General features: G+C 70.3%; 23 protein-coding genes. 14 read left to right on the forward strand and 9 right to left on the reverse strand.

The window, feature by feature from the left end; genetic code table 11:
- Positions 1-101: 101 nt before the first annotated feature.
- Positions 102-611, forward strand: a complete 510-nt coding sequence (locus ACFYXF_RS01015) for a MarR family winged helix-turn-helix transcriptional regulator (RefSeq protein ID WP_389348436.1) — start codon at positions 102-104, stop codon at positions 609-611.
- 74 nt (positions 612-685) lie between these two features.
- Here the strand turns inward: ACFYXF_RS01015 and ACFYXF_RS01020 are convergent, their stop codons facing one another.
- Positions 686-856: a hypothetical protein gene (locus tag ACFYXF_RS01020; RefSeq protein ID WP_389346718.1), complete on the reverse strand. Its 171-nt coding sequence runs from the start codon at positions 854-856 to the stop codon at positions 686-688.
- 55 nt (positions 857-911) lie between these two features.
- The gene (locus tag ACFYXF_RS01025) at positions 912-1,409 is read right to left on the reverse strand and encodes a MarR family winged helix-turn-helix transcriptional regulator (protein ID WP_389346720.1); all 498 of its coding nucleotides are present in this window, start codon (positions 1,407-1,409) and stop codon (positions 912-914) included.
- Positions 1,410-1,495: 86 nt separating this feature from the next.
- Here ACFYXF_RS01025 and ACFYXF_RS01030 point away from each other — a divergent pair, with 86 nt between their 5' ends.
- The 5 genes from ACFYXF_RS01030 to ACFYXF_RS01050 all read left to right on the forward strand — a co-directional run bounded on the left by ACFYXF_RS01030 (position 1,496) and on the right by ACFYXF_RS01050 (position 5,257).
- Entirely contained in the window at positions 1,496-2,071 is a 576-nt protein-coding gene (locus tag ACFYXF_RS01030; protein WP_389346722.1) for an NADPH-dependent F420 reductase, read from the forward strand.
- Positions 2,072-2,104: 33 nt separating this feature from the next.
- Positions 2,105-2,614: a VOC family protein gene (locus ACFYXF_RS01035; RefSeq protein ID WP_389346724.1), complete on the forward strand. Its 510-nt coding sequence runs from the start codon at positions 2,105-2,107 to the stop codon at positions 2,612-2,614.
- A 42-nt stretch (positions 2,615-2,656) separates the two neighbouring features.
- The gene (locus ACFYXF_RS01040) at positions 2,657-3,037 is read left to right on the forward strand and encodes a nuclear transport factor 2 family protein (RefSeq protein WP_389346726.1); all 381 of its coding nucleotides are present in this window, start codon (positions 2,657-2,659) and stop codon (positions 3,035-3,037) included.
- A gap of 44 nt (positions 3,038-3,081) precedes the next feature.
- Positions 3,082-4,101 (forward strand): hypothetical protein, encoded by a 1,020-nt coding sequence (locus ACFYXF_RS01045; RefSeq protein WP_389346728.1) that lies wholly within the window; start codon positions 3,082-3,084, stop codon positions 4,099-4,101.
- Positions 4,102-4,234: 133 nt separating this feature from the next.
- Positions 4,235-5,257, forward strand: a complete 1,023-nt coding sequence (locus ACFYXF_RS01050) for a DNA-directed RNA polymerase subunit alpha (protein ID WP_369031533.1) — start codon at positions 4,235-4,237, stop codon at positions 5,255-5,257.
- A 190-nt stretch (positions 5,258-5,447) separates the two neighbouring features.
- Here the strand turns inward: ACFYXF_RS01050 and pgm are convergent, their stop codons facing one another.
- Positions 5,448-7,088, reverse strand: a complete 1,641-nt coding sequence (pgm, locus tag ACFYXF_RS01055) for a phosphoglucomutase (alpha-D-glucose-1,6-bisphosphate-dependent) (RefSeq protein WP_389346730.1) — start codon at positions 7,086-7,088, stop codon at positions 5,448-5,450.
- Positions 7,089-7,182: 94 nt separating this feature from the next.
- Positions 7,183-7,926, reverse strand: coding sequence for a VOC family protein (locus tag ACFYXF_RS01060; RefSeq protein WP_389346732.1), 744 nt, complete (start codon positions 7,924-7,926; stop codon positions 7,183-7,185).
- Positions 7,927-8,122: 196 nt separating this feature from the next.
- Between ACFYXF_RS01060 and ACFYXF_RS01065 the strand changes: the two genes are divergently transcribed.
- Complete coding sequence (locus ACFYXF_RS01065) at positions 8,123-8,935, forward strand: acyl carrier protein (protein WP_389346734.1); 813 nt, start codon at positions 8,123-8,125, stop codon at positions 8,933-8,935.
- 114 nt (positions 8,936-9,049) lie between these two features.
- Here the strand turns inward: ACFYXF_RS01065 and ACFYXF_RS01070 are convergent, their stop codons facing one another.
- Entirely contained in the window at positions 9,050-9,631 is a 582-nt protein-coding gene (locus ACFYXF_RS01070; protein WP_389346736.1) for a TetR/AcrR family transcriptional regulator, read from the reverse strand.
- Between the two features lie 122 nt (positions 9,632-9,753).
- On the opposite strand from ACFYXF_RS01070, the gene ACFYXF_RS01075 reads away from it, so the two are divergent.
- Entirely contained in the window at positions 9,754-10,521 is a 768-nt protein-coding gene (locus ACFYXF_RS01075; RefSeq protein WP_389346738.1) for an SDR family oxidoreductase, read from the forward strand.
- Positions 10,522-10,601: 80 nt separating this feature from the next.
- Here the strand turns inward: ACFYXF_RS01075 and ACFYXF_RS01080 are convergent, their stop codons facing one another.
- Entirely contained in the window at positions 10,602-11,207 is a 606-nt protein-coding gene (locus tag ACFYXF_RS01080) for a TIGR03086 family metal-binding protein (protein WP_389346740.1), read from the reverse strand.
- 210 nt (positions 11,208-11,417) lie between these two features.
- On the opposite strand from ACFYXF_RS01080, the gene ACFYXF_RS01085 reads away from it, so the two are divergent.
- Entirely contained in the window at positions 11,418-12,596 is a 1,179-nt protein-coding gene (locus tag ACFYXF_RS01085) for a serine hydrolase domain-containing protein (RefSeq protein WP_389346742.1), read from the forward strand.
- Between the two features lie 34 nt (positions 12,597-12,630).
- Here the strand turns inward: ACFYXF_RS01085 and ACFYXF_RS01090 are convergent, their stop codons facing one another.
- Together ACFYXF_RS01090 and ACFYXF_RS01095 are read right to left on the reverse strand one after the other, a co-directional pair.
- Complete coding sequence (locus ACFYXF_RS01090; protein WP_389346744.1) at positions 12,631-15,393, reverse strand: LuxR C-terminal-related transcriptional regulator; 2,763 nt, start codon at positions 15,391-15,393, stop codon at positions 12,631-12,633.
- Between the two features lie 165 nt (positions 15,394-15,558).
- Complete coding sequence (locus ACFYXF_RS01095) at positions 15,559-16,188, reverse strand: sigma-70 family RNA polymerase sigma factor (RefSeq protein ID WP_389346746.1); 630 nt, start codon at positions 16,186-16,188, stop codon at positions 15,559-15,561.
- Between ACFYXF_RS01095 and ACFYXF_RS01100 the strand changes: the two genes are divergently transcribed.
- The gene (locus tag ACFYXF_RS01100) at positions 16,187-16,330 is read left to right on the forward strand and encodes a hypothetical protein (protein WP_389346748.1); all 144 of its coding nucleotides are present in this window, start codon (positions 16,187-16,189) and stop codon (positions 16,328-16,330) included. The two genes, ACFYXF_RS01095 and ACFYXF_RS01100, sit on opposite strands and share 2 nt — an antisense overlap.
- 171 nt (positions 16,331-16,501) lie before the next feature.
- The gene (locus ACFYXF_RS01105; RefSeq protein ID WP_389346750.1) at positions 16,502-17,335 is read left to right on the forward strand and encodes a phosphotransferase; all 834 of its coding nucleotides are present in this window, start codon (positions 16,502-16,504) and stop codon (positions 17,333-17,335) included.
- A 27-nt stretch (positions 17,336-17,362) separates the two neighbouring features.
- Here ACFYXF_RS01105 and ACFYXF_RS01110 read toward each other — a convergent pair whose 3' ends face one another.
- Positions 17,363-18,595: an ROK family protein gene (locus tag ACFYXF_RS01110; protein WP_389346752.1), complete on the reverse strand. Its 1,233-nt coding sequence runs from the start codon at positions 18,593-18,595 to the stop codon at positions 17,363-17,365.
- 658 nt (positions 18,596-19,253) lie between these two features.
- Here ACFYXF_RS01110 and ACFYXF_RS01115 point away from each other — a divergent pair.
- The 3 genes from ACFYXF_RS01115 (at position 19,254) to ACFYXF_RS01125 (ending at position 22,265) form a co-directional block, all read left to right on the forward strand.
- Positions 19,254-20,360 (forward strand): Gfo/Idh/MocA family protein, encoded by a 1,107-nt coding sequence (locus tag ACFYXF_RS01115; RefSeq protein ID WP_389346754.1) that lies wholly within the window; start codon positions 19,254-19,256, stop codon positions 20,358-20,360.
- 71 nt (positions 20,361-20,431) lie between these two features.
- A complete protein-coding gene (locus ACFYXF_RS01120; protein WP_389346756.1) occupies positions 20,432-21,319 on the forward strand; it encodes a sugar phosphate isomerase/epimerase family protein in 888 nt (295 codons plus the stop codon).
- A 16-nt stretch (positions 21,320-21,335) separates the two neighbouring features.
- A complete protein-coding gene (locus tag ACFYXF_RS01125; RefSeq protein ID WP_389346758.1) occupies positions 21,336-22,265 on the forward strand; it encodes an NADP-dependent oxidoreductase in 930 nt (309 codons plus the stop codon).
- Positions 22,266-22,289 lie beyond the last annotated feature (24 nt).

A 22,289-nucleotide genomic window follows, 5' to 3' on the forward strand; every position in this document is an offset into this window, starting at 1 on the left:
GAGAGGAAGTCGCGCAGGGAAGTTATGTACTCATAACTATGAGTACATAATGAGTATGCCCCCATAACTACATGGCGGCAACCCCGTACCCTGGAGCCGTGATGGAGGACCAAGCGCAGCAGACGGGCCCGACAGCAGGGCCGGACCACGAGCAGCGGTGGGCGGAACTTGCCGACCTCGTACTGATCATCAGCCGGGAGATCCAGTTCCGTCGCTACACGGACGAGCGGGCTGTCCACCTGTCGCAGTCCGAGGGCATGGTGATGCGCTACCTGAAGAGCGACCCCGCCGCCACACCCAGCCGCATCGCCGCCGCGACCGGGCTCCAGCGCACCAACCTCTCGACCGTCCTGCGCGGACTGGAGGAGAAGGGCTTCATCGAGCGGCGCGCCCACTCGGACGACGGCCGCGGGGTGACGGTCCACTCCACCGAGCGCGGACGCAGCAACACCGTCCTCGTCCGCCAGGAATGGGCCACGACCGTCTCCGAGGCCGCGGGCCACGACTCCGAACACCTCGACGCGGCTCTCGCCCTGCTCGGCGCCGTGGAGGCCGGACTGGCCAGGACCCGACCACAGAACCGCGCCACACCCCCGGCAACGGAGACCTGACCCTCAGGTTCGGGTCGCAGACGTAGTGGAAACCCGTCGCCTGCCTCACCGAAGAAACGCTGATCCTGAGCCGCCTACCGGCTCACCGCGACCTCCACCAGCCGCCACATCGGCAGGCCGACGGAATCCGCCACCCGCCAGCCCCCCTGCCCGGCATCGGCCACCGACCCGGTCCCCAACACCGAACCGATCGCCGCACGCCTCGCCCGGACGGCGAGGTCCCCGGCGGCGATCGAACTGCTCACAGCCCTGCACCTCAACGGCTGATCAGGCCGGACGAGACGAGCCACTCCCGGAGTTCTAGTCGACCGGGTCGTACCACCGGTACATTCCGGCCCGGCCGGCGTCGGGGTCGAGCCTGTCCAGGATGGCCTGGCTGATCTCGGTGAGCTGGGTGAGCTGCTCGGGTGTGAGCGCGTCGATGACGTTGTCCCGGACGAAGGACACATGGCCCGGAGCGGCCTCCCGCACCTTCTGCCAGCCGGCCTCCGTGAGGCGGGCATTGGTGGCACGCCGGTCCGTCGGGCAGGGGAAGCGCTCCAACAGACCGCGGGCCTCCAGTCGCTGCACCACATGGGAGAGCCGGGCGAGGGTGGCGATGGTTCCTGCGGCAAGCCTCGTCATCCGCATGGTGCGGTCGGGCGCCTCGGAGAGCATGGCGAGCACCTGGTAGTCGAAGTGGGTCAGCTGGGCGTCGCGTCGCAGCTGACTGTCCAGGGCCGTCGGCAGCAGTTCCAGTACGGCGGCCATCCGCACCCATGCCGACAGTTGCTCCCGGGTGAGCCATCGCGTTTCCACGTCCGCATTATGTCAGCACCGAAATAGTTGTTGCTACAACCTTGCTCGACGTGCCATGGTTGTAGCTACAACCAATGGAGGTCGTCATGGCGCACATCAGCATCATCGGCAGCGGGAACATGGGACAGGCCATCGCCGGCCTCGTCGGCAAGAGCGGCGAGACCGTGGAAGTCCTCGGCAGCTCCGACGCGGAGCGGGCGATCACGGGCGCCATCGTGGTGCTCGCCGTGCCGTACCCGGCCGTCGGGCAGGTCATCGCCCAGCGTGGCGCGCAGCTGGCCGGCAAGGTCGTCGTCGACATCACGAACCCGCTGAACTTCGAGACCTTCGACTCGCTGGTCGTCCCGGCCGACAGCTCCGCCACCGCCGAGATCGCCGCCGCACTGCCCGAGTCACGTGTCGTCAAGGCGTTCAACACCAACTTCGCCGCCACGCTGGCCACCGGCACGCTGAACGGGCGGCCGGCCACCGTGCTGCTCGCCGGTGACGACGGGGACGCCAAGACGGCGCTCGCCCTCGTGATCAGCGCCGCCGGGCTGCGCGCCGTGGACGCGGGCGGTCTCGAGCGGGCCCGGGAGCTGGAGGCCGTCGGCTTCCTGCAGCTCACCCTCGCCGTCGGCGAGAAGACCTCCTGGACCGGCGGATTCGCCCTCGCCGACTGACACCACCGTTTCCGAACCAAGAGGGGACCCCCGATGGGAATCGGCCCGATGCGGCTCAACCACGCCGTCCTGTTCGTCGCCGACCTGGCACGCTCCGAGCGGTTCTACACCGAGGTCTTCAGCATGGACGTCGTCCTGCGCGAACCCCGGGCCGACGCGGTGTTTCTGCGGTTGCCGCGTTCCGTCCACGATCACGATCTCGGCCTCCTGGGCGTCGGCCGGTCCGCACCGCCCAGGCGCCACGGCGGGATCGGGCTCTATCACCTGGCCTGGCAGGTCGACACCATCGACGAACTCCAGCACCTCCGCAAGGTATTGGCGAAGGCCGGCGCGTACACCGGGGAGTCCAGCCACAGCGGCACGACCAAGAGCGTCTACGGCTCCGACCCCGACGGCAACGAGTTCGAGGTCATGTGGATGCTCCCCCGCGACCAGTGGAGCGCGTACGCGACCACCGTGCCCGTCGAACGCCTGGACCTGGCAGCCGAGGTCGGCCGCTGGAGCGGCATACGCACCGCCGGCGAGATCGTCAATGACCACTGAACCCCGACCGGCCATCACCGGCAAGCAGCCAGGAGCGACACCATGACCGACCTCGACCTTGACCCCGGCACCGTCCCCGAACTCGACCGAGCCCGCCGCGAAGCCATGATCCGCGCCGACATTCCCGCTCTCACCCGCATGTTGGCCGACGACATGGTGTGGATCCACGGAAACGGCGGAGTGGACAGCAAGCAGGGCCTGTTGGGCAGCATCAGCTCGGGACGGACCAAATACCTCGCCATCGACTGCGCCGACGAGACCGTCCGCCTCCACGGCGGCCTCGCCTTCCTCGGCGGAATCACGGCCGTCAAGGCCGATATCGGCGGGCACATCCTCGCGACCCGGAGCCGCTACACGGTCGTGTGGGCGCCGGACGGCGACGTCTGGAGGGTCGTCAGCTGGCAGTCCACCCTCATCCTCTGACCTCCTCCCCTGACCGAACGATCCGCATTTTCGAAAGGTATGTGATGGAACGCAACGTGCAGACGCCGAACCAGAAGTCACGACGTGCGCTGCTGCGTGGTGCCGTGCTCGGCGGGACCGGCATTGCCGCGGCCTCCCTGCTGTCCCCCGGAAGTGCGGCGGCCGCCGACTCCGGCTACGGGCTCACGTTTCCCGGAGTCGATGTCGTCATCGACTCCTCGCACGCCACCAGAGAGGTGGCCGTGCTGCTCCAGCGCTATTTCGCCCGCAAGAGCGCGCACGATCTCGACGGGTGGATGTCCTTCTTCTCGCGTGATCCCCTCACCTACATCGACGCGGTCGTGAGCGCGGGCTACTTCACCTGGGACGCGCTGCGCGAAGGGCTGTCCCAATTCGTTCCGACCTGGCCAAGCGACGGCAAGTCGTACCCCACGCGGATTCTGGGCGACGCGACCAGCGCCCTCGTGTTCTTCACCGACACCGCGGGGCTGTTCGGGCCCTCCGAAATCCGCGCGGCCGGCGTCGTCAACTTCCACCGTCATAAAATCACCCGGCAGATCGACTACTGGGACGGCCGGCACTTCGGCACAGCCAATACGGCGGCCCTCGCGGCATACGGGTCCGGGTCCCTGCCGGACTTCGGGGAATCCACCGTCGGAGAGACCGCGGCGCCCGCCATGAAGCACGTCGTGAGCAAGCTCACTCGGGCCCTGCGCGATGGCGACGGCGCCGCCGCCGCTGAACTCTTCGCGCCCGCCGCCGTCTTCGAGGACATGACGGCCCACCTGCACATTGTGGGCCCCCGGAGCATTGGCACCTATCTGACCGACGCCGTCTCCCCGCTGCCCTACGCCGGTGGTGGTACGGCGGTTCGCCACGTCGTCGGCAGCGCGGTGGGCGGGGGGTACGAGTGGACGGCGTCCGACAGCGCGGTTACCCGTGGCATCGTCGGCCTTGAGGTGGACCGCTGGGGCAGGATCACCCGCTTCACCGCACTGTGGGACGGCTCACTCGTGGACGACACCACCTTGGTCTCACTGGGCCGCACAGCCATCGAACGGTAGAAAAGCCTCCTCTCCGGAGTGGGAAGACCGGCGATTCGTCCGCTGCGGAGAACGCACTGCCCGTATCGCCCGTACCCTTCGTGGTGTCTACGGCGTCAGATAGAGGGCGCCAAACCACTGGAGGCAACACCCCGTGCTGATTGCTCAGCGTCCGTCCCTTACCGAAGAAGTTGTCGACGAGTTCCGCTCCCGGTTCGTCATCGAGCCGCTGGAGCCGGGCTTCGGCTACACCCTCGGCAACTCTCTGCGCCGTACGCTCCTCTCCTCGATCCCGGGTGCGGCGGTCACGTCCATCCGTGTCGACGGTGTCCTGCACGAGTTCACCACCGTGCCGGGTGTCAAGGAGGACGTCACCGATCTCATCCTCAACATCAAGCAGCTCGTCGTCAGCAGCGAGCAGGACGAGCCCGTCGTGATGTACCTGCGCAAGCAGGGGCCGGGTCTCGTCACCGCCGCCGACATCGCGCCCCCGGCCGGTGTCGAGGTGCACAACCCCGACCTCCTCCTCGCCACGCTCAACGGCAAGGGCAAGCTGGAGATGGAGCTGACCGTCGAGCGCGGTCGCGGCTATGTCTCCGCCGTGCAGAACAAGCAGGTGGGCCAGGAGATCGGCCGTATCCCGGTCGACTCCATCTACTCGCCGGTTCTCAAGGTCACCTACAAGGTCGAGGCGACGCGTGTCGAGCAGCGCACCGACTTCGACAAGCTGATCGTCGACATCGAGACCAAGCAGGCCATGCGTCCGCGTGACGCCATGGCGTCGGCCGGCAAGACGCTCGTCGAGCTGTTCGGCCTCGCCCGCGAGCTGAACATCGACGCCGAGGGCATCGACATGGGTCCGTCCCCGACGGACGCCGCCCTCGCCGCCGATCTGGTGCTGCCGATCGAGGACCTCGACCTCACCGTCCGGTCGTACAACTGCCTGAAGCGTGAGGGCGTCCACTCCGTGGGCGAACTCGTCGCCCGCTCCGAGGCCGACCTGCTCGACATCCGCAACTTCGGTGCGAAGTCGATCGACGAGGTCAAGGCGAAGCTGGCCGACATGGGCCTGGCCCTGAAGGACAGCCCGCCCGGATTCAACCCGACCGCCGCCGCGGACACCTTCGGCGCGGACAACGACGCGGACGGGAGTTTCGTGGAGACCGAGCAGTACTGATCGCTGCGCCGACCGGCCGGGGCGTGGCAACACTTCCCGTCGGGGCAGGGAGCGGCCACGCCGTTCCCTGCCCGCTCGGCGGCCCCGGCCGGCTGGCCGCTGCCCGTGCACTCACCGGCTGCGGCAGCCGGCGGCGGACGGGCGCTCCGGTGCCTGACGTACGACCGGCTGCTCGGTCGGTCGGCGGGCGTCAGGCACCCAGCGCCGCGAGCACCACGGACCGGGCTTCCTCCTGGACCTGGCTCAGATGGTCCGGGCCGAGGAACGACTCCCCGTAGATCTTGTAGACGTCCTCGGTGCCCGAGGGGCGGGCCGCGAACCAGGCGTTCGCGGTGGCGACCTTGATGCCGCCGAGGGCGGCGCCGTTGCCGGGGGCCTCGGTGAGGACCGTGGTGACCGGCTCGCCCGCGAGGGTGTCGGCGGTGACCTGGCGCGGGGACAACTTGGCGAGCAGGGCCTTCTCCTCGCGGGAGGCCGGGGCGTCGACGCGCGCGTAGGCGGGGGCGCCGAAGCGGTCGGTGAGCTGCGTGTAGTGCTGCGACGGGGTCTTGCCGGTGACCGCCGTGATCTCGGAGGCGAGCAGGGCCAGGATGATGCCGTCCTTGTCGGTGGTCCACACCGAGCCGTCACGACGCAGGAACGACGCACCGGCCGACTCCTCGCCGCCGAAGCCGAGCGTGCCGTCGGACAGTCCGTCCACGAACCACTTGAAGCCGACCGGGACTTCGACCAGCTGTCGGCCGACGTCGGCAGCGACCCGGTCGATCATGCTGGACGACACCAGGGTCTTGCCGATCCCGGCGCCCGCGGGCCACTGCTCCCGGTGGGAGAACAGGTACGAGATCGCCACGGCCAGATAGTGGTTGGGGTTCATCAGGCCCCCGTCCGGCGTGACGATGCCGTGCCGGTCGGCGTCGGCGTCGTTGCCGGTCGAGATGTCGAAGCGGTCCCGCTGCTCGATGAGCGAGGCCATGGCGTACGGCGAGGAGCAGTCCATACGGATCTTGCCGTCCCAGTCCAGCGTCATGAAGCGCCAGGTGGGGTCGGTGAGCGGGTTGACCACGGTCAGGTCGAGCCGGTGCTCTTCGGCGATCCGGCCCCAGTAGGCGACCGAGGCACCGCCGAGCGGATCGGCGCCGATGCGCACGCCTGCGGACCGGATCGCGTCCAGGTCCAGCACGTTCGGCAGATCGGCCACATAGGCGCCGAGGAAGTCGTGACGGCCGGTGCCGGGTGCGGCCAGGGCGCGGGTGTAGGGGATGCGCCGTACGTCCTTCAGGCCGCCGGTGATGATCTCGTTGGCGCGGTCCTGGATCCAGGAGGTCGCCTCGGAACCGGCGGGGCCGCCGCTCGGCGGGTTGTACTTGAAGCCGCCGTCGGCGGGCGGGTTGTGCGAGGGGGTGACCACCACGCCGTCGGCGAGGCCCGAGGTGCGGTTCCGGTTGTGGGCGAGGATGGCGTGCGAGACCGCCGGGGTGGGCGTGTAGCCGTCGGCCTGGTCGATGAGGACGGTGACGTCGTTGGCGGCGAACACCTCAAGGGCCGTGATCCGGGCGGGCTCGGACAGGGCATGGGTGTCGGCGCCGAGGAAGAGGGGTCCGTCGGTGCCCTGGGCGGCGCGGTACTCGCAGATGGCCTGGCTGGTGGCCGCGATGTGGTCCTCGTTGAACGCCGTCGCCAGGGACGAGCCGCGGTGTCCCGAAGTGCCGAACGCCACCCGCTGCCCGGGATCGGCCGGGTCGGGGTGGAGCGCGTAGTACGCCGTGACCAGGCGTGCCACATCGATGAGGTCCTCGGGCCCGGCGACCTGCCCTGCTCGCGCGTCCTGCATTTCCGGCTCCTCCGAGGGTCGACCGTTGAGTACGGCCCCCATTCTTCCCTGCCAGGCCCACCAGGACGCACACCGGGCGATGTTGCGCTTCGCGTCAGGACAGGGCGAGGACGCAGAACTCGTGGCCCTCCGGGTCGGCCAGGCACGTCCACGGGACATCGCCCTGGCCGATGTCGAGGTCGGTGGCGCCGAGGGACCGCAGCCGGGCCACCTCCGCCGCCTTGTCGTCACCGGGGTACGGCAGCAGGTCGAGATGGACGCGGTCCGGCACGGTCTTCCCACCGGGCTTGCGGAGGAACTCCAGATACGGGCCACCGCCCTTGGCGGAGCGCAGCACCGCCTGATCGTCGGTCACCTCACGCACGGTCCAGTCCGTCGCCCCACCCCAGAACCGGGCCATGGCCCGCGGATCCTCGCAGTCGACCACCACCGCCGCGATCGGCCCGGTGTCCCGGTAGACGTCCCGGGGCTCCAGCACACAGAACTCGTTGCCCTCCGGGTCGGCGAGGACCGTCCACGGCACGTCGTCGCCCTGGCCCACATCGGCGGGCGTCGCGCCGAGGGACCGGAGGCGGGCGACCAACTCCGCCTGGTGGGCCGGGGAGTTGGTGGCGAGATCGAGGTGCAGACGGTTCTTCGTCGCTGTCTTGGGTTCCGGGACGGGAACGACGTCGATGCCGACGGCGACCGGGTCCGGCCAGACAGGGCCGCCCGCGGGCCCGACGTAGGTGGTCACGCCGGGGCTGTAGGCGCTCCAGCCGAGTGCCTCCGCCCAGAACCGGCCGACCGCCGCGTGGTCAACAGCCTTGATGTTCACCTGAACAGGTCGCAGCGCCATGCGGGCGATCCTAGGCGCCGCTCGGTCGGCGCTCCTTGCGGAACCTCTTCTGCCACAGCCGTGTAACAGAGACCACACAGGTACAACTCCCGTCCCACCTCGCAGGTCGAACCTGCTGTGTCGCACATCTGCGCCGCGGCGGAACCGGTGCCGCCCGGCGCAACTCCTCCAGTCCCGACCAAACTTGGAGTTGACCGTGCCCAGTAAGTCCCTGCCGACGCGGCTTGCCGCCACCGTCGCGTTCCTGCTCGCCGCGGGTGCCCTGTCCGTGCCCACCGCTTCGGCGAAGCCCTTGGACGACGAACCCGTCCGCGACTACGTGCTGACCGTGAGCACCAACCCGACCAGCACCGACTACGACAACCGCCGTGTCGACGTCACCGGCACCGTCACCAAGGCCGACGGGACCCCGGCGGCGAACATCCCCGTCACCGTCCAGGAGGTCGTCCTCTTCACCACCTGGAACCCGTGGGGCGACCCGATCGACCCCACGTACTACGACCCGCGCGACCTGGGCACCCCGGTCACCGATGCCGCCGGGAAGTTCACCATCCCGGACGTCAACATCGACCACATGTCCGGCAACAGCCTGCTCAACGTCCAGCGCGATGTGCAGATCACGGCCTCCTACGACGTGGACGGCGACCTCAACACCCCGCAGGACGGCTACTTCACGGACACGACCGTGGCCACCAAGGCCAAGTCCAGTTCCATCAGTTACAAGGTCAACAAGAAGAGGGTGAAGGCGGGCGACATCCTCACCGTCCAGGGCAAGGTCACCCTCCCCAAGGGCGTCGAGGAAACGGGCACCGAGGTCTTCCTGCAGACCTACTGGGAGAGCGAGTACGACGTGAAGACGAGGGCCGAGGAGGACGGCTTCTTCGTGATGTCCGTGCGCGTCTCGGGCTACGACGACACGTTCGCGCTGCGCACGGCTCCGACGGACCTGTACGTGGCGGGCACGCACGTGACGCTCCCGATCACCAACACCTCGCTCCCCCGCTCGTAACCCTCCAGACGGCCGGGCCTCGGCCTTGGGGGGCCGCAGTCCCGGCAGGGGCCCGGTGGGCCCTACGGCACCAGGGTCACCCTCGCGCGAGCGGGGGGTGATCCTGGTGCCGTTTCACGCGTCCGGGGAGGTGTCGACGATGTCGTCGCCGAAGGCCGCGGCGAGCGCCTTCGCGATCAGTTCCGGCAGCTCGGGCCGCCCGTCGCCCTCGGCCCAGCGCACCAGTGCCGTGTGCATGGCGGCCAGGCAGGCACTGGCCGCCGCGTGTACGCGGAACGTCGTGTCGGGGTCGGCGGCATCGCCCCCGAGGGCGTCGACGATCGCCTGCTGAAGGGCGTACTGGTTGTCCAGGTGCCTGGCCCGCAGGGCCGGCGTCGAGATCATGAGCCGGAGGCGGGCGAGCAGGAACCGCTCGTTCGCCGCCGGGTCGTCTCCGTGGCCGCCACTGGTCAACGTCGTGGCCGACTCGATGAGCGCGCCGCCGATGCGGCGGGCCAGGGGCTGCGCGGCGGACGACGCGACGATCCGCTCGGCGACGAGCCGACCGTTCTGGTCGACGAGCACGAGGTCTTCCTTGGTGGGGAAGTGCCGGTACACGGTCATGGGAGACACGCCCGCGGCCTTGGCGACGTCGGTCACGGTCGTGGCGTCGTATCCGCGCTCGGTGAACAGCCGTACCGCGTGCGCCTGAATCACACGCTGTGTCTCGGCTCGACGTTGTTCTCGCAGTGTTGAGTGCTGGTCGGGCATGTGGTAGACCCTACCGGAGTGGTAGTGACTACCAGATTGATAGTCACTCACATCACGGGGTGGTGGACATGAGTGATCTGACCGGCAGGACGGCTCTCGTGACGGGAGCGTCGCGCGGCATCGGGCAGGCGATCGCGGCCCGGCTGGCGGCCAAGGGGGCCGTGGTCATCGTGCATTTCGGTACGGACGAGGCCGGTGCGGCGGCGACGGTCGAGGAGATCGAACGTACCGGTGGGACCGCGTTCGCGGTCGGGGCGGAGCTGGGCGTGGACGACGACGTCGAGACGCTCTTCGCCGGAGTCGAGGCCGGTCTGGCCGGGCGGCCGCTCGACATCCTGGTCAACAACGCGGCGGCCGCGCCCGCGGGCCCGCTCGGAGCCACGACGAGGAAGCAGTTCGACCACCTTTTCGCGGTGAACGTGCGAGCGCCGTACTTCATCATCCAGCGAGCGCTGCCGTTGCTCCGTGACGGTGGCCGCATCGTCACGATCTCGTCCGTGGCGACCCGGATGGCCAACCCCGCCCAGACGTCCTTCGCCATGACGAAGGGCGCGGTCGAGACGATGAGCATGACCTTGGCCAACCAGCTCGGGGTCCGGGGGATCACGGTGAACGCGGTTGCTCCCGGCGCCACTCGGACGGCGACCAACGGATCGTCCTTCGAAGCGCCGGGCCTCGTCGAACTCATCGCCGCAACGACGGCGCTCGATCGGCTGGGCGGCCCCGACGACGTCGCCGACGTGGTCGCCTTCCTCTCCTCCGACGCGGCACGCTGGATCACCGGACAGGTCATCGACGCGAGCGGCGGACTGTTCCTCGGCCCGCGCACCGGATAGCGAGAGTTCGGCGACGCCGCCAAGGGGCGCGGGGAACTGCGCGACCAGCCACGACGGCGCCGCAGCCGAAACACAACCCATCACGGCACATCCGGCGGAGCGCATGGCTTCCAGCCCGGATCGCGGCCGCTCAGGCCGACCGCGCGGTCGAGCAGGGGCGCATCGCCGGGCAGCGGAACCACGGGGCCGAAGATCTCACCGCGGGACGGATCCTCGGCCGAGGCTTCGAGGAAGTCGTACGACGCTCGCAGCGCGGCCCGGTCCGGTTCGTACCGTTGGCCGGTGGCCCGCGCCAGGTCCCAGGCGTGGATGACCAGTTCGTCCGCCGCCACCAACCCGGCGATCGCACCCGGCAGTGTGATGCCGCCCGCCCGGGTCTCGCCGGTCCAGGCCGCCGGGTCGCGCCAGGCCTCGGAGAGTTCGTCGAGCACCTTCGGCAGGGTCTCGCGCCAGCCGGGCCCGATGTCGGGCACCGAGGTGTCCGGAGCCGTGTCGGTGGTGGCGCCGAGATCCTTGCGTCCCGCGTCGCGGAAGGCGGTGGCCAGCCCGAGCAGATGTCCGAGCATGTGGTGCACCGCGTACTCCGGACAAGGGGTCGCGCCGTCGAGCTGCTCGTCCTTCACTCCGGCCGCGAGGCGGGCCACGATCAGGGCCTGCGGCCCGAGGTCGAGAGTCGTCTCAGGCATCGGCTTCTCCTCAGCTGCTCGGAAACTCACACCTGGGTGGACCGGGAACGCACCCGAAACTCATCGCTTCCGCGGCGGAAACCGTCGCCCACGGCGAACGACCCGTCCGGACGGCCGGCTCCGCCGTATGCAGCAGCGGCACAGGCAGCCGCGCGTCGTGCGGCCGATGCTGGGCGTGCCCCGGCCTCCCAGCCCGTCCAAGGAGATCCCATGCCGCTGCCCCGTCTCTCCCGCCGTCTGCGTCTACCGGTCGGTGCCGTGCTGGCCGGCGCCTGTCTGGCGGCCCTGGTGTCCGCACCGGCCGAAGCCGACCCGCCCGGCTCCACCACGGACCGCGCCCTGCGGAGCCAGCTCGAACAGCTGGTCCGCGCCCCGGGTGGCCCGCCCGGTGTCATCGCCGTGCTCCAGCGAGGCGAGTCCCGCCGGATCCTGCGGGCCGGAACCGCCGACCTCGACACCGGCAGGCCGATCGAACCGACCGACCACATGCGGATCGCCAGTACGGCGAAGGCGTTCAGCGGCGCCGTGGCACTGCGGCTCGTGGACCGGGGCGCACTAGGGCTCGACGACACCATCGGCCGACGACTGCCCGCGCTCCCCCGGGCCTGGCGCGCTGTGACCCTGCGCCAGCTCCTGACCCACACCAGCGGCCTGCCGGACTACAGCCGGAGTCCGGAGTTCCTCGCGATCCTCCAGGCCGATCCGCATCATCGGTTCGACTCCCGGCGGCTGCTCGACTTCGTGGCCGGCCAGCGGCTGCTGTTCCGCCCGGGCTCGCGGTACCAGTACTCCAACTCGGACAACATCGCCGTGGCCCTGATGGCCGAGGCGGTGACCGGGGTGCGCTACGAGGAGCTGCTGCGGCGGCTGGTCTACCGTCCGCTCGGCCTGCGCGACACGAGCCTGCCGCAGGGCTTCGAGATGCCGGAGCCGTACATGCGCGGCTACGACGTCCCGGTCGAGCCGCCGGCCGTACCGGAGGACATCAGTGAGCTGATCGGGGCCTCGGGGGTGTGGGCGTCGGGCGGGATCATCTCCACTCCGCGGGACATGACCAGGTTCATCCGTGGTTACGCGGGCGGCGCGCTGATCTCCCGGGCGACCCTGCGCGAGCAGCGCCGCTGGGTCGACGGCGCCTCGGAACCGGCCGGCCCGGGCGCGAACAAGGCCGGAGCGGCGATCTTCCGCTACACCACCAGGTGCGGGGTCGTCCTCGGCCACACCGGGAACACGCCCGGATACACCCAGCTGATCGCCGCGACCCCGGACGGCGAGCGGTCGCTGACGTTCTCGCTCACCACCCAGGTGAACGAGGCGACGAAGCCGCAGCTGCTGAAGAAGCTGCGCGAGGTCGAGGAGAACTTCGTGTGCGCGCTGCTCCGCGACTGACCGGTGCCGCTGCACCAGTCGGAGTCCCCCGCCGTCAAACGCGGGCCGCCAGCGCCCCGCGGAGCTTGTTGCGTGACTTCACATCGAGCTTCGTGAACACCTTGTGCAGATGCCATTCGACGGTGCGAGGGCTGATGAACAACTCGGCGCCGATCTCCGAATTCGTCTTCCCGTCAGCCGCCAGCCAGGCTATCTGAGCCTCCTGTGCGGTGAGGGACTCACGGATGTCGACCGTCTGCTGCCGTATCGATTCGCCGGTTGCCAGGAGTTCGCGGCGGGCGCGCTCGGCGAAGGCGCCCGCTCCGAAACCGTGCAGCATCTCGTAGGCGGTGCGCAGGTGCTCGCGCGCGTCGACGCGCCGGTTCTCGCGGCGCAGCCACTCTCCGTACACCAGATGGGTGCGCGCGAGGTGGACGGTGATCCGGCTGCGCCGGAGGCGTGCGATGGCCTCGCGGTACAGCGGATCGGCGGCGGGGCCGTCGCAGAGCAGTGCTCTCGACCGGGCCAGCACGCCGAGGGCCCAGTCGGTGCCGGCGGCGACGGCCTGTTCCTCCAGTCGGCGCAGGGCTGCCGCGGCCACCTCGGGGGCGTCACTGCGAGCGCCCGCCTCGACGAGTTCGACGAGGGAGAACCCGGTGCACGCGAGATCCTCGTACTCCCCTGCCAGTTGGGCGTTGGCCAGGGCGTCCTGGTACCGGCCGAGGCCGTTGTACAGCACCGAGAGCAGGTACGGGGCCAGACCGATCGCCCGTCCCTCGCCCCAGGCGGTCGCATCGCGGGAGCCGGCCCGGATCACCTCCGGCGCCCGAGGATCGCCACGCCAGACCATGAGCAGAACCGAGGCGAACCCGAGAGGCGAGTTGCCGGTCACCTCCGTGATGGTGTCGGACTCGTCGATCAGGGCCGAGGCGAGGTCGAACTCCCCGGCGTGCACATGCACGGCGGCGCGGTAGGAGAGGGCCAGCGGAAGGAAGTTGAGCGCACCGGTCGCGCGAGCCACCCTGACCGCGTGCGTGGTCAGTTCGTGCCAGGTCTCGTCGTCCCACAGGTCGCCGGCGACCAGCCACGTCAGCCAGAGCCAGCGCATGATGTCGTCCTCATCGCGTCCGGCGGTTCGCCGGATCGCCCGCAGCGAGGGCTTCAACAGCGACGCGCCTTCGACGTAGCCGTCCACGAACCGCGTCGCCAGGCCGTCGAGCAGAGCGTCCGCCAGCCGGGGAGGCCTCGGTCCGCGCGGTGCGGCGCGGGATGCCTCGGCCACCTCGCGCACGCCGCCACTTCCACAGAGGCGGCCCGCGACGACCGCTGCGCCGAGTGCCTCGAGGTACGCCTCACGCGCCTGTCCGTCGTCGATCCCCTCCAGCCGGCCGGCCGCGTCGAGCAGGAGCGGCAGAGCCTCGCCGCCGCGCCTGCGCGCGAAGACGATCTGGCCGCGCAGCCGGGCGAGCCGGGCGTGCTGGACCTCGTCCAACGGGCCCATCTCCGCGGCGGCGACAAGTTCGAGCGCCGCGTCGGGGGCTCCGGACTCGAAGGCGGCCCGTGCCGCCGCCACCGCCCTCGTTCCGCGTCTGACCGGGTCCGGCGTCAGTTCGGTCGCGCGTCTCAGGAACGCGGCCGCCGCAGCGATACCGCCGCGGGCCTGGGCCCGGCCGGCCGATCGCTCCAGTTCGCCAGCCAGGGCCTCGTCGGGTTCGACCGCCGCGTGGGCGCGGTGCCAGGCCCGGCGATCCGAGTCGAACTCGGGATCGGTCGCCTCGGCCAGCGCCCGGTGCACGTCCCGGCGGTCCCCGGGGTCGGCCGCGCGATAGGCCGCCGAACGCACCAGCGGATGACGGAACCGTACCCGTGCGCCGATCTCGATCAGTCCCGCCGCCTCGGCCGCACCCGCGGCGTCCGCCCCGAGGTCGAGGCGCTCGGCCACCCGCCTCAACAGCGGTACGTCGCCCACCGGTTCGGCGGCCGCGGCCAGCAGCAGTCGTTGCGCCGCGTCCGGAAGCGATCCGATGCGCCGCAGGAAACTCTGCTCGATCTGGCTCGCCAGCGGTCGCGCGTCCGGGCGCCCGAAGCCGCCGGCCAGCTCTGCCGCCGTCAATCCGCGGGTCAGTTCCAGCAGAGCGAGCGGGTTGCCGCGGGTCTCGGCGACGATCCGGTCCCGGACGCGCTCGTCCAGGCGGCCGGGGACGACCGAGTCCAGCAGCGCACGGGCGTCGTCGTCGCGCAGACCCCGGACGGTGAGTTCCCGGAGCGCCAGCAAGGGGTCGTCGCCCGAGGCGATCGCCGACGTACGCACCGCGAAGACCAGTGCGACCCGTTCCGCGAGGAGTCGGCGCGCGACGAAGGCCAGTGTCTGCGCGGAGACCCGGTCGAGCCACTGGGCGTCGTCCACGACGCAGACGAGCGGCTGCTCGTCGGCCTCCTCGGCCAGCAGGCTGAGTACCGCGAGACCGACCATGAACCGGTCCGGCGCGCTGCCCGCGCGCAGACCGAACGCGATGGCCAGGGCGTCCCGTTGCGGTCCGGGGAGACGATCGAGCCGCGCCATCATCGGCATGCACAGCTGGTGCAGACCGGCGAACGCCAGCTCCATCTCGGACTCGACGCCGGTCGCCCGCAGGATCTGACACCCGGTGGCGCCGCCGACCAGGTACTCCACCAACGCGGACTTGCCGACCCCGGGCTCGCCGCGCAGCACCAGCACCTGGCTCTGTCCCGCCCTGGCGTCGGTCACCAGCTGATCCAGCACCCCGCACTCGCCACGCCGGCCACGCAGCCCGCGCCGAGGAGCGCTGCTCGACATCCACCACCACCGTGCAGGTCAAGGGAGCAAGACCCTGATCTTCAACTCGGGTCGTCCCCATCATGCACCACGGGCGCACGGCCCGGGCCGTCAGCCGGACGGCCACCCGCGGAGCGTGACCCAGGCCTCCTCGACCGCCGGTAGCGGCACGGTCACCGAGAGGGATCATCGGGGTGGCGAGGTGGTGCGAAGCCCCTGGAACAGGTCGATGAGGCGCGCCATGTCGCCGGCTCGCGCCGCGTCGCGGAAGGCTTCGAACAGTCCGTCGCGCTCCGCCGTGTCCACCGGTTTGTGCCGTTGTTCGGCGAGGTGCCTGCGCGCCCGGAGCGCCAGTTGCCGCGCGTTGGCCTCGCTGATCCCCAGCATCTCGGCGATTTCGCGGAACGGGTACTCGAACGCCTCGCGAAGCACGTACACGGCGCGTTCGACGGGCAACAGCCGTTCCATGAGGAGCCGGACCGCGCATGCGAGCGCCTCACCTCGTTCGGCCTCCCCCGCCGGATCGAGGGATGCCACTTCGCGTTCCGGAATCCATTCGCCAACGCTGATCTCGCGACGGGCGCGGGCCGAGGTCGCCGCGTTGAGCGCGACGCGTGTCGTGACGGCCGCGAGGAACGCGACCCTGTCCCGCACCTGTGCCCGGTCCGTGCCCTGCCAGCGGACCCACACGTCCTGGACGACGTCCTCGGCATCGGCGGCACGACCCAGCGTCTGGTAGGCGATCCCGAACAGCAGGGAGCGGACCCGTTCGAAGTCCGCCGCCGTCTCGGGTCCGGAGCGAACGGAGGTCGTCATGGTGTTCCCGGGCCCACCCACCCTCGACGAGCCTGGCTCCGCCACGACATCGATGCTGGACATGCGCATGACGGTCTTCCCCGATCCCGGTGCTCTGTTCCGCCGGGACCGGCTCGTCGTGCGCCAGGCCCCGGCTCAGTGACCCAGCCACCCTCGTCCGAAGCGGGTACCGGGCGCGCCCGTGGAAACCCGGGTGTACCCCCGGGGGATCCATGGCCCCCTCGTCCTGACCCCGGGGCAAAAGCGGTGTCTCCGGTCGTCGCCGGACGGGTATGTTTCGCCGACTCGGCACTGAGGAAGGAGGGAGGACGCTGTGGAGCCGTCGGAACCTCGCCGCGCGGTCGAGGCGGGACGGGCCACCGCTTCGGAGCTGGGCCTTCAGGTCGACGAGGTGGTCGTCGTCCACAACTCGGACCGGGTCGCGCTGCGTCTGCTCCCCTGCGATGTGCTGGCCCGGGTCGCGCCTCCGGGGCAGCTGGCCGATTCCGAGTTCGAGGTGGAGGTCGCCCGCCGTCTCGCCGAGGTCGACGCTCCGGTGGCCGGGCTCGACCCCCGGGTCGAACCACGGGTCCATGTGCGTGATGCCTTCGCCGTCTCGCTCTGGACGTACTACGAACCGGTGGGATCAGAGATCGCGCCCGCCGACTACGCGGATGCGTTCCTGCGGCACCATGCCGCCCTGCGCCGGATCGATCTGGACGCACCGCATTTCACCGACCGAGTCGCCGCGGCGCTCAGAGAGGTGAACGACCGGGAGCGGTCCCCCGAGTTGGCCGATTCCGACCGGGCCCTTCTCAGCGACACCCTGAGTGGACTGAGCACCTTCGCGAAGACCGGCGAACAGCTCCTGCACGGCGAACCTCATCCGGGCAACCTCCTCAACACGAGGAGAGGACCGCTTTTCGTGGACCTCGCCACGTGTTGCCGTGGGCCGATCGAGTTCGACCTCGCCCATGCGCCCGAAGAAGTCGGAGAGCACTGTCCAGGGGCCGACCACGCCCTGATTCACCGGTGCCGTGCCCTGAACTGGGCGATGTTCTCGGCCTGGCGCTGGCGCCGGGCCGACCAGATGCCCGACCGGGAACACTGGAGGGCGGCGGGACTGAACCGGGTTCGTGCCGCACTCGATCGCTGCGGACTGGGCTGAACCTGAGCGACGCCGCCCACCCCGCTGTCAGGCAACTCCCGCGTCGTCGACCAGCATCCGGGCGATTCCCCGCTCGCTGAAGACGTCCCGCAGGGCGAGGGCGACGCCGCCGTGGATCGCGGAGTTCTCGCCGGGCTGAGTCGTGGTGATGGTCAACTTGCGGGTGGCCAGGGGCAGGGCGCGTTGGTAGACCACGGCACGGACCCCGGAGAGCATGTCGTCGCGCAGTTCGCTCAACGGGCCGCCGAGGACCAGCGTGCGCGGGTTGAACATGTAGACCAGCATCGCCGCCAACTCGCCGATCCCGGTGGCCGCCTGGCGCAGGGCACGCACGGCGGCCGGGTCGTTGTTCGCGACGCGCTCCGCCAGTGTGTGGGTGCCGTACAGCGGATCGTCCTCGGTCGACTCGGGGATGCCCAGGCTCCGCAGGACGGCCCGGTGGGAGGCGAGCGCCCCCACACAGCCGACGTTGCCGCAGGCACACAGGACGTCCCCGCCGCCGACAGCCCGGATGTGGCCGACGTCGCCCTCGGCTCCGTCCGCTCCCCGGTACACCTCACCGTCGGCGGTGACGATTCCGGCCCCGATGCCGGTGGCGACCTTGATGCAGAGCAGCGGGGTGTCGACCTCGTCCCGGGCGGCCTCACCGAGTGCCATGAGGTTGGCGTCGTTGTCCACCAGGGCGGGGGCACGGAACGCGGTGCTCAGCCGCTCGGCCACCGGATAGCCGTCCCAGCCGGGCATCCCTGTCGGCCGTACGGCCCAGCCTCGTCGGGAGTCGACCGGTCCTGGCAGGCCCATCACCACCTTGCGGACCCGGTCCGGCTCGCGCCCGCACCGCTCCAGCAGATTCAGCAGCCGCTCGGTCACCGCCTTCAGTACGACTTCCGGCCCCGCGCCGACCGGGACGCCCACGGTCTCCTGCGCGAGCACCCGTCCGCCGAGGTCGGCGACCGCGACCTGCGTCGCGAGGGTGTCGACGTCCGCGACGACGACGGTTCCCGCCCGCGGGCTGAGCGTCAGTACGCGCGGCGGCCGGCCGCGTACCGACTCGCCGGCCTCGTTCTCCTGGAGGATGCCGTGTCCTACGAGGTGGTCGATCTGCTGACCGACCGTCGACCGGGCCAGACCGCTGCGCCGCGCGATCTCGGCACGGCTGGTCGCCTCGCCTGACACCACGAGGCCCAGCACTTTGGGCAGTCCTACGGGCACTGCGGGGAGCAGCGCCGTGTCGGCCAGGTATCCATCGGGTTTACGCACATCCAGGACCCTATTTTCGTCACGACACGACCGTCAACGGACCCCATCCCCACGACAGTCGGTCACTTTCCGCCGAATTTAGTCCGAGCAAAAAATTAAAAACGGCGTCTTGCTCCGACCACGCGAACTAAACGAAGGTGATGCGACACATGACGCTCAGGTGGACATCGCACACTGCGACAGCCGACCGCCCTTCAAAAAGCGCGGGATTATCTCAATGACGTAGCACTGAGTCAATGACTTGTGATCTTCTCCTGAGGCAGGTCCGCGCCACACAGGCCACTTCAGTGCGCCCGAGACCCCCTCCACACGGAGACTCCCACACGCCGTCAGGTCGCCCACACCCAGGACTTCAAGGCCGACGACCAGCCCCAAGAGAAGTCTCGAATGGGCTTTTGACGTGCACTTTTTTCACCCTTACTCCGAGAACCGCACACGTGGCCCAGCGCCCGCACAGTCGGCCGACCGGGCAACGGGCAGCCGACCCGACGCCCCACCGCACCCGTTCATCACGATTCGATAACCAGGCTGCGAATGTTCTGCTCAGCGGACCGAGCGCCTCGTCCGGGACCTCCGCGCCGCCCTTGAATACGCGGCACCGCACATCGCCCACAGCGGCGTCACCCCCCTGTCATCAGGTTGGAGAGGGTCCATCACCATGGCCGAACAGACGCATCGGATCGGCATTCTCGGCAGCGGCAACATCTTCGGCCGGTACGTCACCGGTCTGGCCGCCCATTTCCCGGAGTTGGAGATCGTCCGTGTCGGCGACATCGACACGGCCCGGGCCAAGCAAGCCGCCGACGATCACGCCATCCCGGCCTGGGGCGACGCCACGGAGCTGTACGCCGACGAGTCGGTGGACATCGTCGTGAACCTCACCCCGCCGGTGCACCACGCCCGTACCGTCATCAGCGCCCTGGAGGCCGGCAAGCACGTCTACGTCGAGAAGCCCCTGGCCACAACGGTCGAGGAGGGCCGGTCCGTCCTCGCGGCGGCCGCCAGGAGCGGGCGGGTGCTCGGTTCGGCGCCGGACACCTTCCTCGGCAGCGCGAGTCAGACGGCCCGGAAGGCGCTCGACGCGGGCCGGATCGGCGTGCCGGTCGGTGCCTCGGCGTTCATCGGCCACAGCAAGGCCGAGACCTGGCACCCTGATCCGCGCTTCCTGTTCCAGCCGGGCGGCGGTCCGGTCATGGACATGGGGCCGTACTACTTCGCGATCCTCGTGAACCTGCTGGGCCCGGTCCGGTCCGTCGCCGCGGCGAGCCGGATCGGCGCGCCGACCAGGACGGTGACCGCGCCGGAGCGTGCCGTCGACTCGATCGAGGTCACGGTCCCCACCCATGCCGGCGCGGTACTGACCTTCGACTCGGGGGTCATCGGCACGACGCAGATGAGCTTCGACGTGTGGGACACGGACCTGCCCTTCATGGAGGTCTACGGCACCGAGGGCACGCTGTCCCTGGCGAACCCGAACCACTTCGACGGCGACGTACGCATCCGGCGGCACGGCGAGACCGAGTGGACGGTGCTGGAACCGGCCGTCGGCCTGTTCGGCGCCGTCGGCACCCGCGAGCAGGCCCGGCGCGGCCTCGGCGTACGGGACCTCGCGGACGCGGTCGAGGGTGGCCCGCACCGCGCGAACGCCCCGTTCGCCTTCCACGTGCTCGAAGCACTGTGCGCGGTCGACAAGTCCTCCGAGCAGGGCCGTGCGGTGGTACTCGACAGCACCTGCGAGCGCCCGCAACCCCGCTTCTCCGGCTGACGCCCGCCCCCTCCGAGACCCACTCGTCCAAGACCCGCTCGACGCTTCCGAACCCCAAGGGAAGGACGCCCATGACCATCAGCCCCGAGAAGATCGCCATCAACCCCCTGCAGTGGATAGCAACCGAGGACGGCTGGATCGACCCCGCGCTGGCCCCCTCCCTCACCCAGCGGCTCAAGGTCATCCAGGAGGCGGGCATCCGCTCGGTGCACGCCGAGGTGCCCGCGGACATGACGGCCCCCGAGTACGGACAACTGCTCGCGGACCACGGTCTGTCCCCCGCTCCGGGCTATATCTCGGGCCCGCTGCCCGAGGACGAGGAGAGCCTGCGGGCGCACCTCGACAAGACGGCGCGGATGAGCGCGCAGATGGCCGAACTGGGCCTGCCCACGGTCTTCGTGGCCACGGGCATGTCCAAGGAGGCACCCAGGGTGCACCGCCCGGCGGTGGGTGCGGAGGCCACCCCCGAACGGCTGGAGCGGGTGCGTGACGTGTTCGCGCGGATGGGCGAGACCACCAGGGCCAACGGGGTCACCGCGGCCTTCCACCCGCACATCGGGACCTGGGCGGAGACCGAGGAGGAGACCCGTTTCATCCTCGACACCGTCCCGGCGGACGTCCTCTCCTTCGGACCGGACATCGGCCATCTCGGCTGGGCCGGAGCCGATGTCATCGGTCTGATCCGCGACTACGGCGACCGGGTCGCGAGCATGCACGTCAAGGACTTCCACACCGAAGTGGCCGCGCGGGGAAGGGCCGAGGGCTGGAGCTACCAGAAGACGGTCCTCGCCGGTCTGTGGGCCGAGCCCGGCCACGCGTCGGTGGACATCCCCGCGACCCTGGCGGCGCTGCCCGACAGTTTCAGCGGCTGGCTGGTCATCGAGGTCGACCGGGGCGCCCAGGCGACCCCCGAGGAAAGTATTCGGCTCTGCGGGCAGTGGGCCCGGCAGTCGCACTGAGTCAGGGAGGCTCGCCATGCCCGAGGCGTACGGATTCACCGGTTACGGCGGTCCCGAGATGCAGCGGTTCCTCGATCTGCCCAAGCCCGTGCCCGAGCGGGGTGAGCTGCTCGTCGAGGTGTGTGCGGCGGGCGTCAATCCGGTGGACTGGGGTGTCAGGGCCGGTCTGCACCGCGCTTTCCTCCACCTCGACCTGCCGGCCGTGCTCGGGCGTGAGGTCTCGGGCGTGGTCGAGCGACTCGGCGCGGGGGTCGAGGGGTTCGCGGTGGGCGACCCCGTGTTCGGCACCAGCGCTCGGGGCTGCGGCGGCTATGCGCGGTTCGCACTGCTGACCGCGAGCCAGACGGCACTGAAGCCCGCCGCGGTCTCGTTCACCGACGCCGCCGTCCTGCCGGTGGCGGCCGTGACCGCGTACGACGGAGTGAACCGGCTCGCTCCGACGGCCGGCGAAACCCTGCTGATCCTGGGGATCGGCGGCGGCGTGGGCGTCGTGGCGGCGCAGCTCGCACGCGCCGCCGGAGCCCGGGTCGTCGGCACCGCTTCCGCGGCCAAAAGGGAGTTCGTCGAATCGCTGGGTGCCGTGGCCGTCGACTACGACTCCGACGACCTCGGCAAACAGCTCAAGGCGGACCTGCCGAACGGAGTCGACGCGATCCTCGACCTCGTGGGTGGGGAGGCGCTGGACAGCGTCTCGGCGGTGCTCTCCGCCAACTGCCGGATCCTCTCGGTCGCCGCCTCCGGGACAGCTGCCCGGTTCGGCGCCGGGCCCCTGTCCCGCGACAGTTCGACCACCACACTCACCGAGTTGGCCCGGCTCGTGGCGGACGGCCGGCTCGATCCCCAGGTCCGCGGTGTCTTCCGCTTCGAGGAGGCCGAAGCCGCCCTGCGCGAAGTCGAGTCCGGCCACCCGTGGGGCAAGGTGGTGCTCGACATGCGCGAAGCCTGACGTTCCCGTATCCACACGGCCGAA

Origin of the sequence: Streptomyces sp. NPDC002680 (assembly GCF_042889145.1) — a bacterium.
Lineage (GTDB): Bacteria > Actinomycetota > Actinomycetes > Streptomycetales > Streptomycetaceae > Streptomyces > Streptomyces adonidis.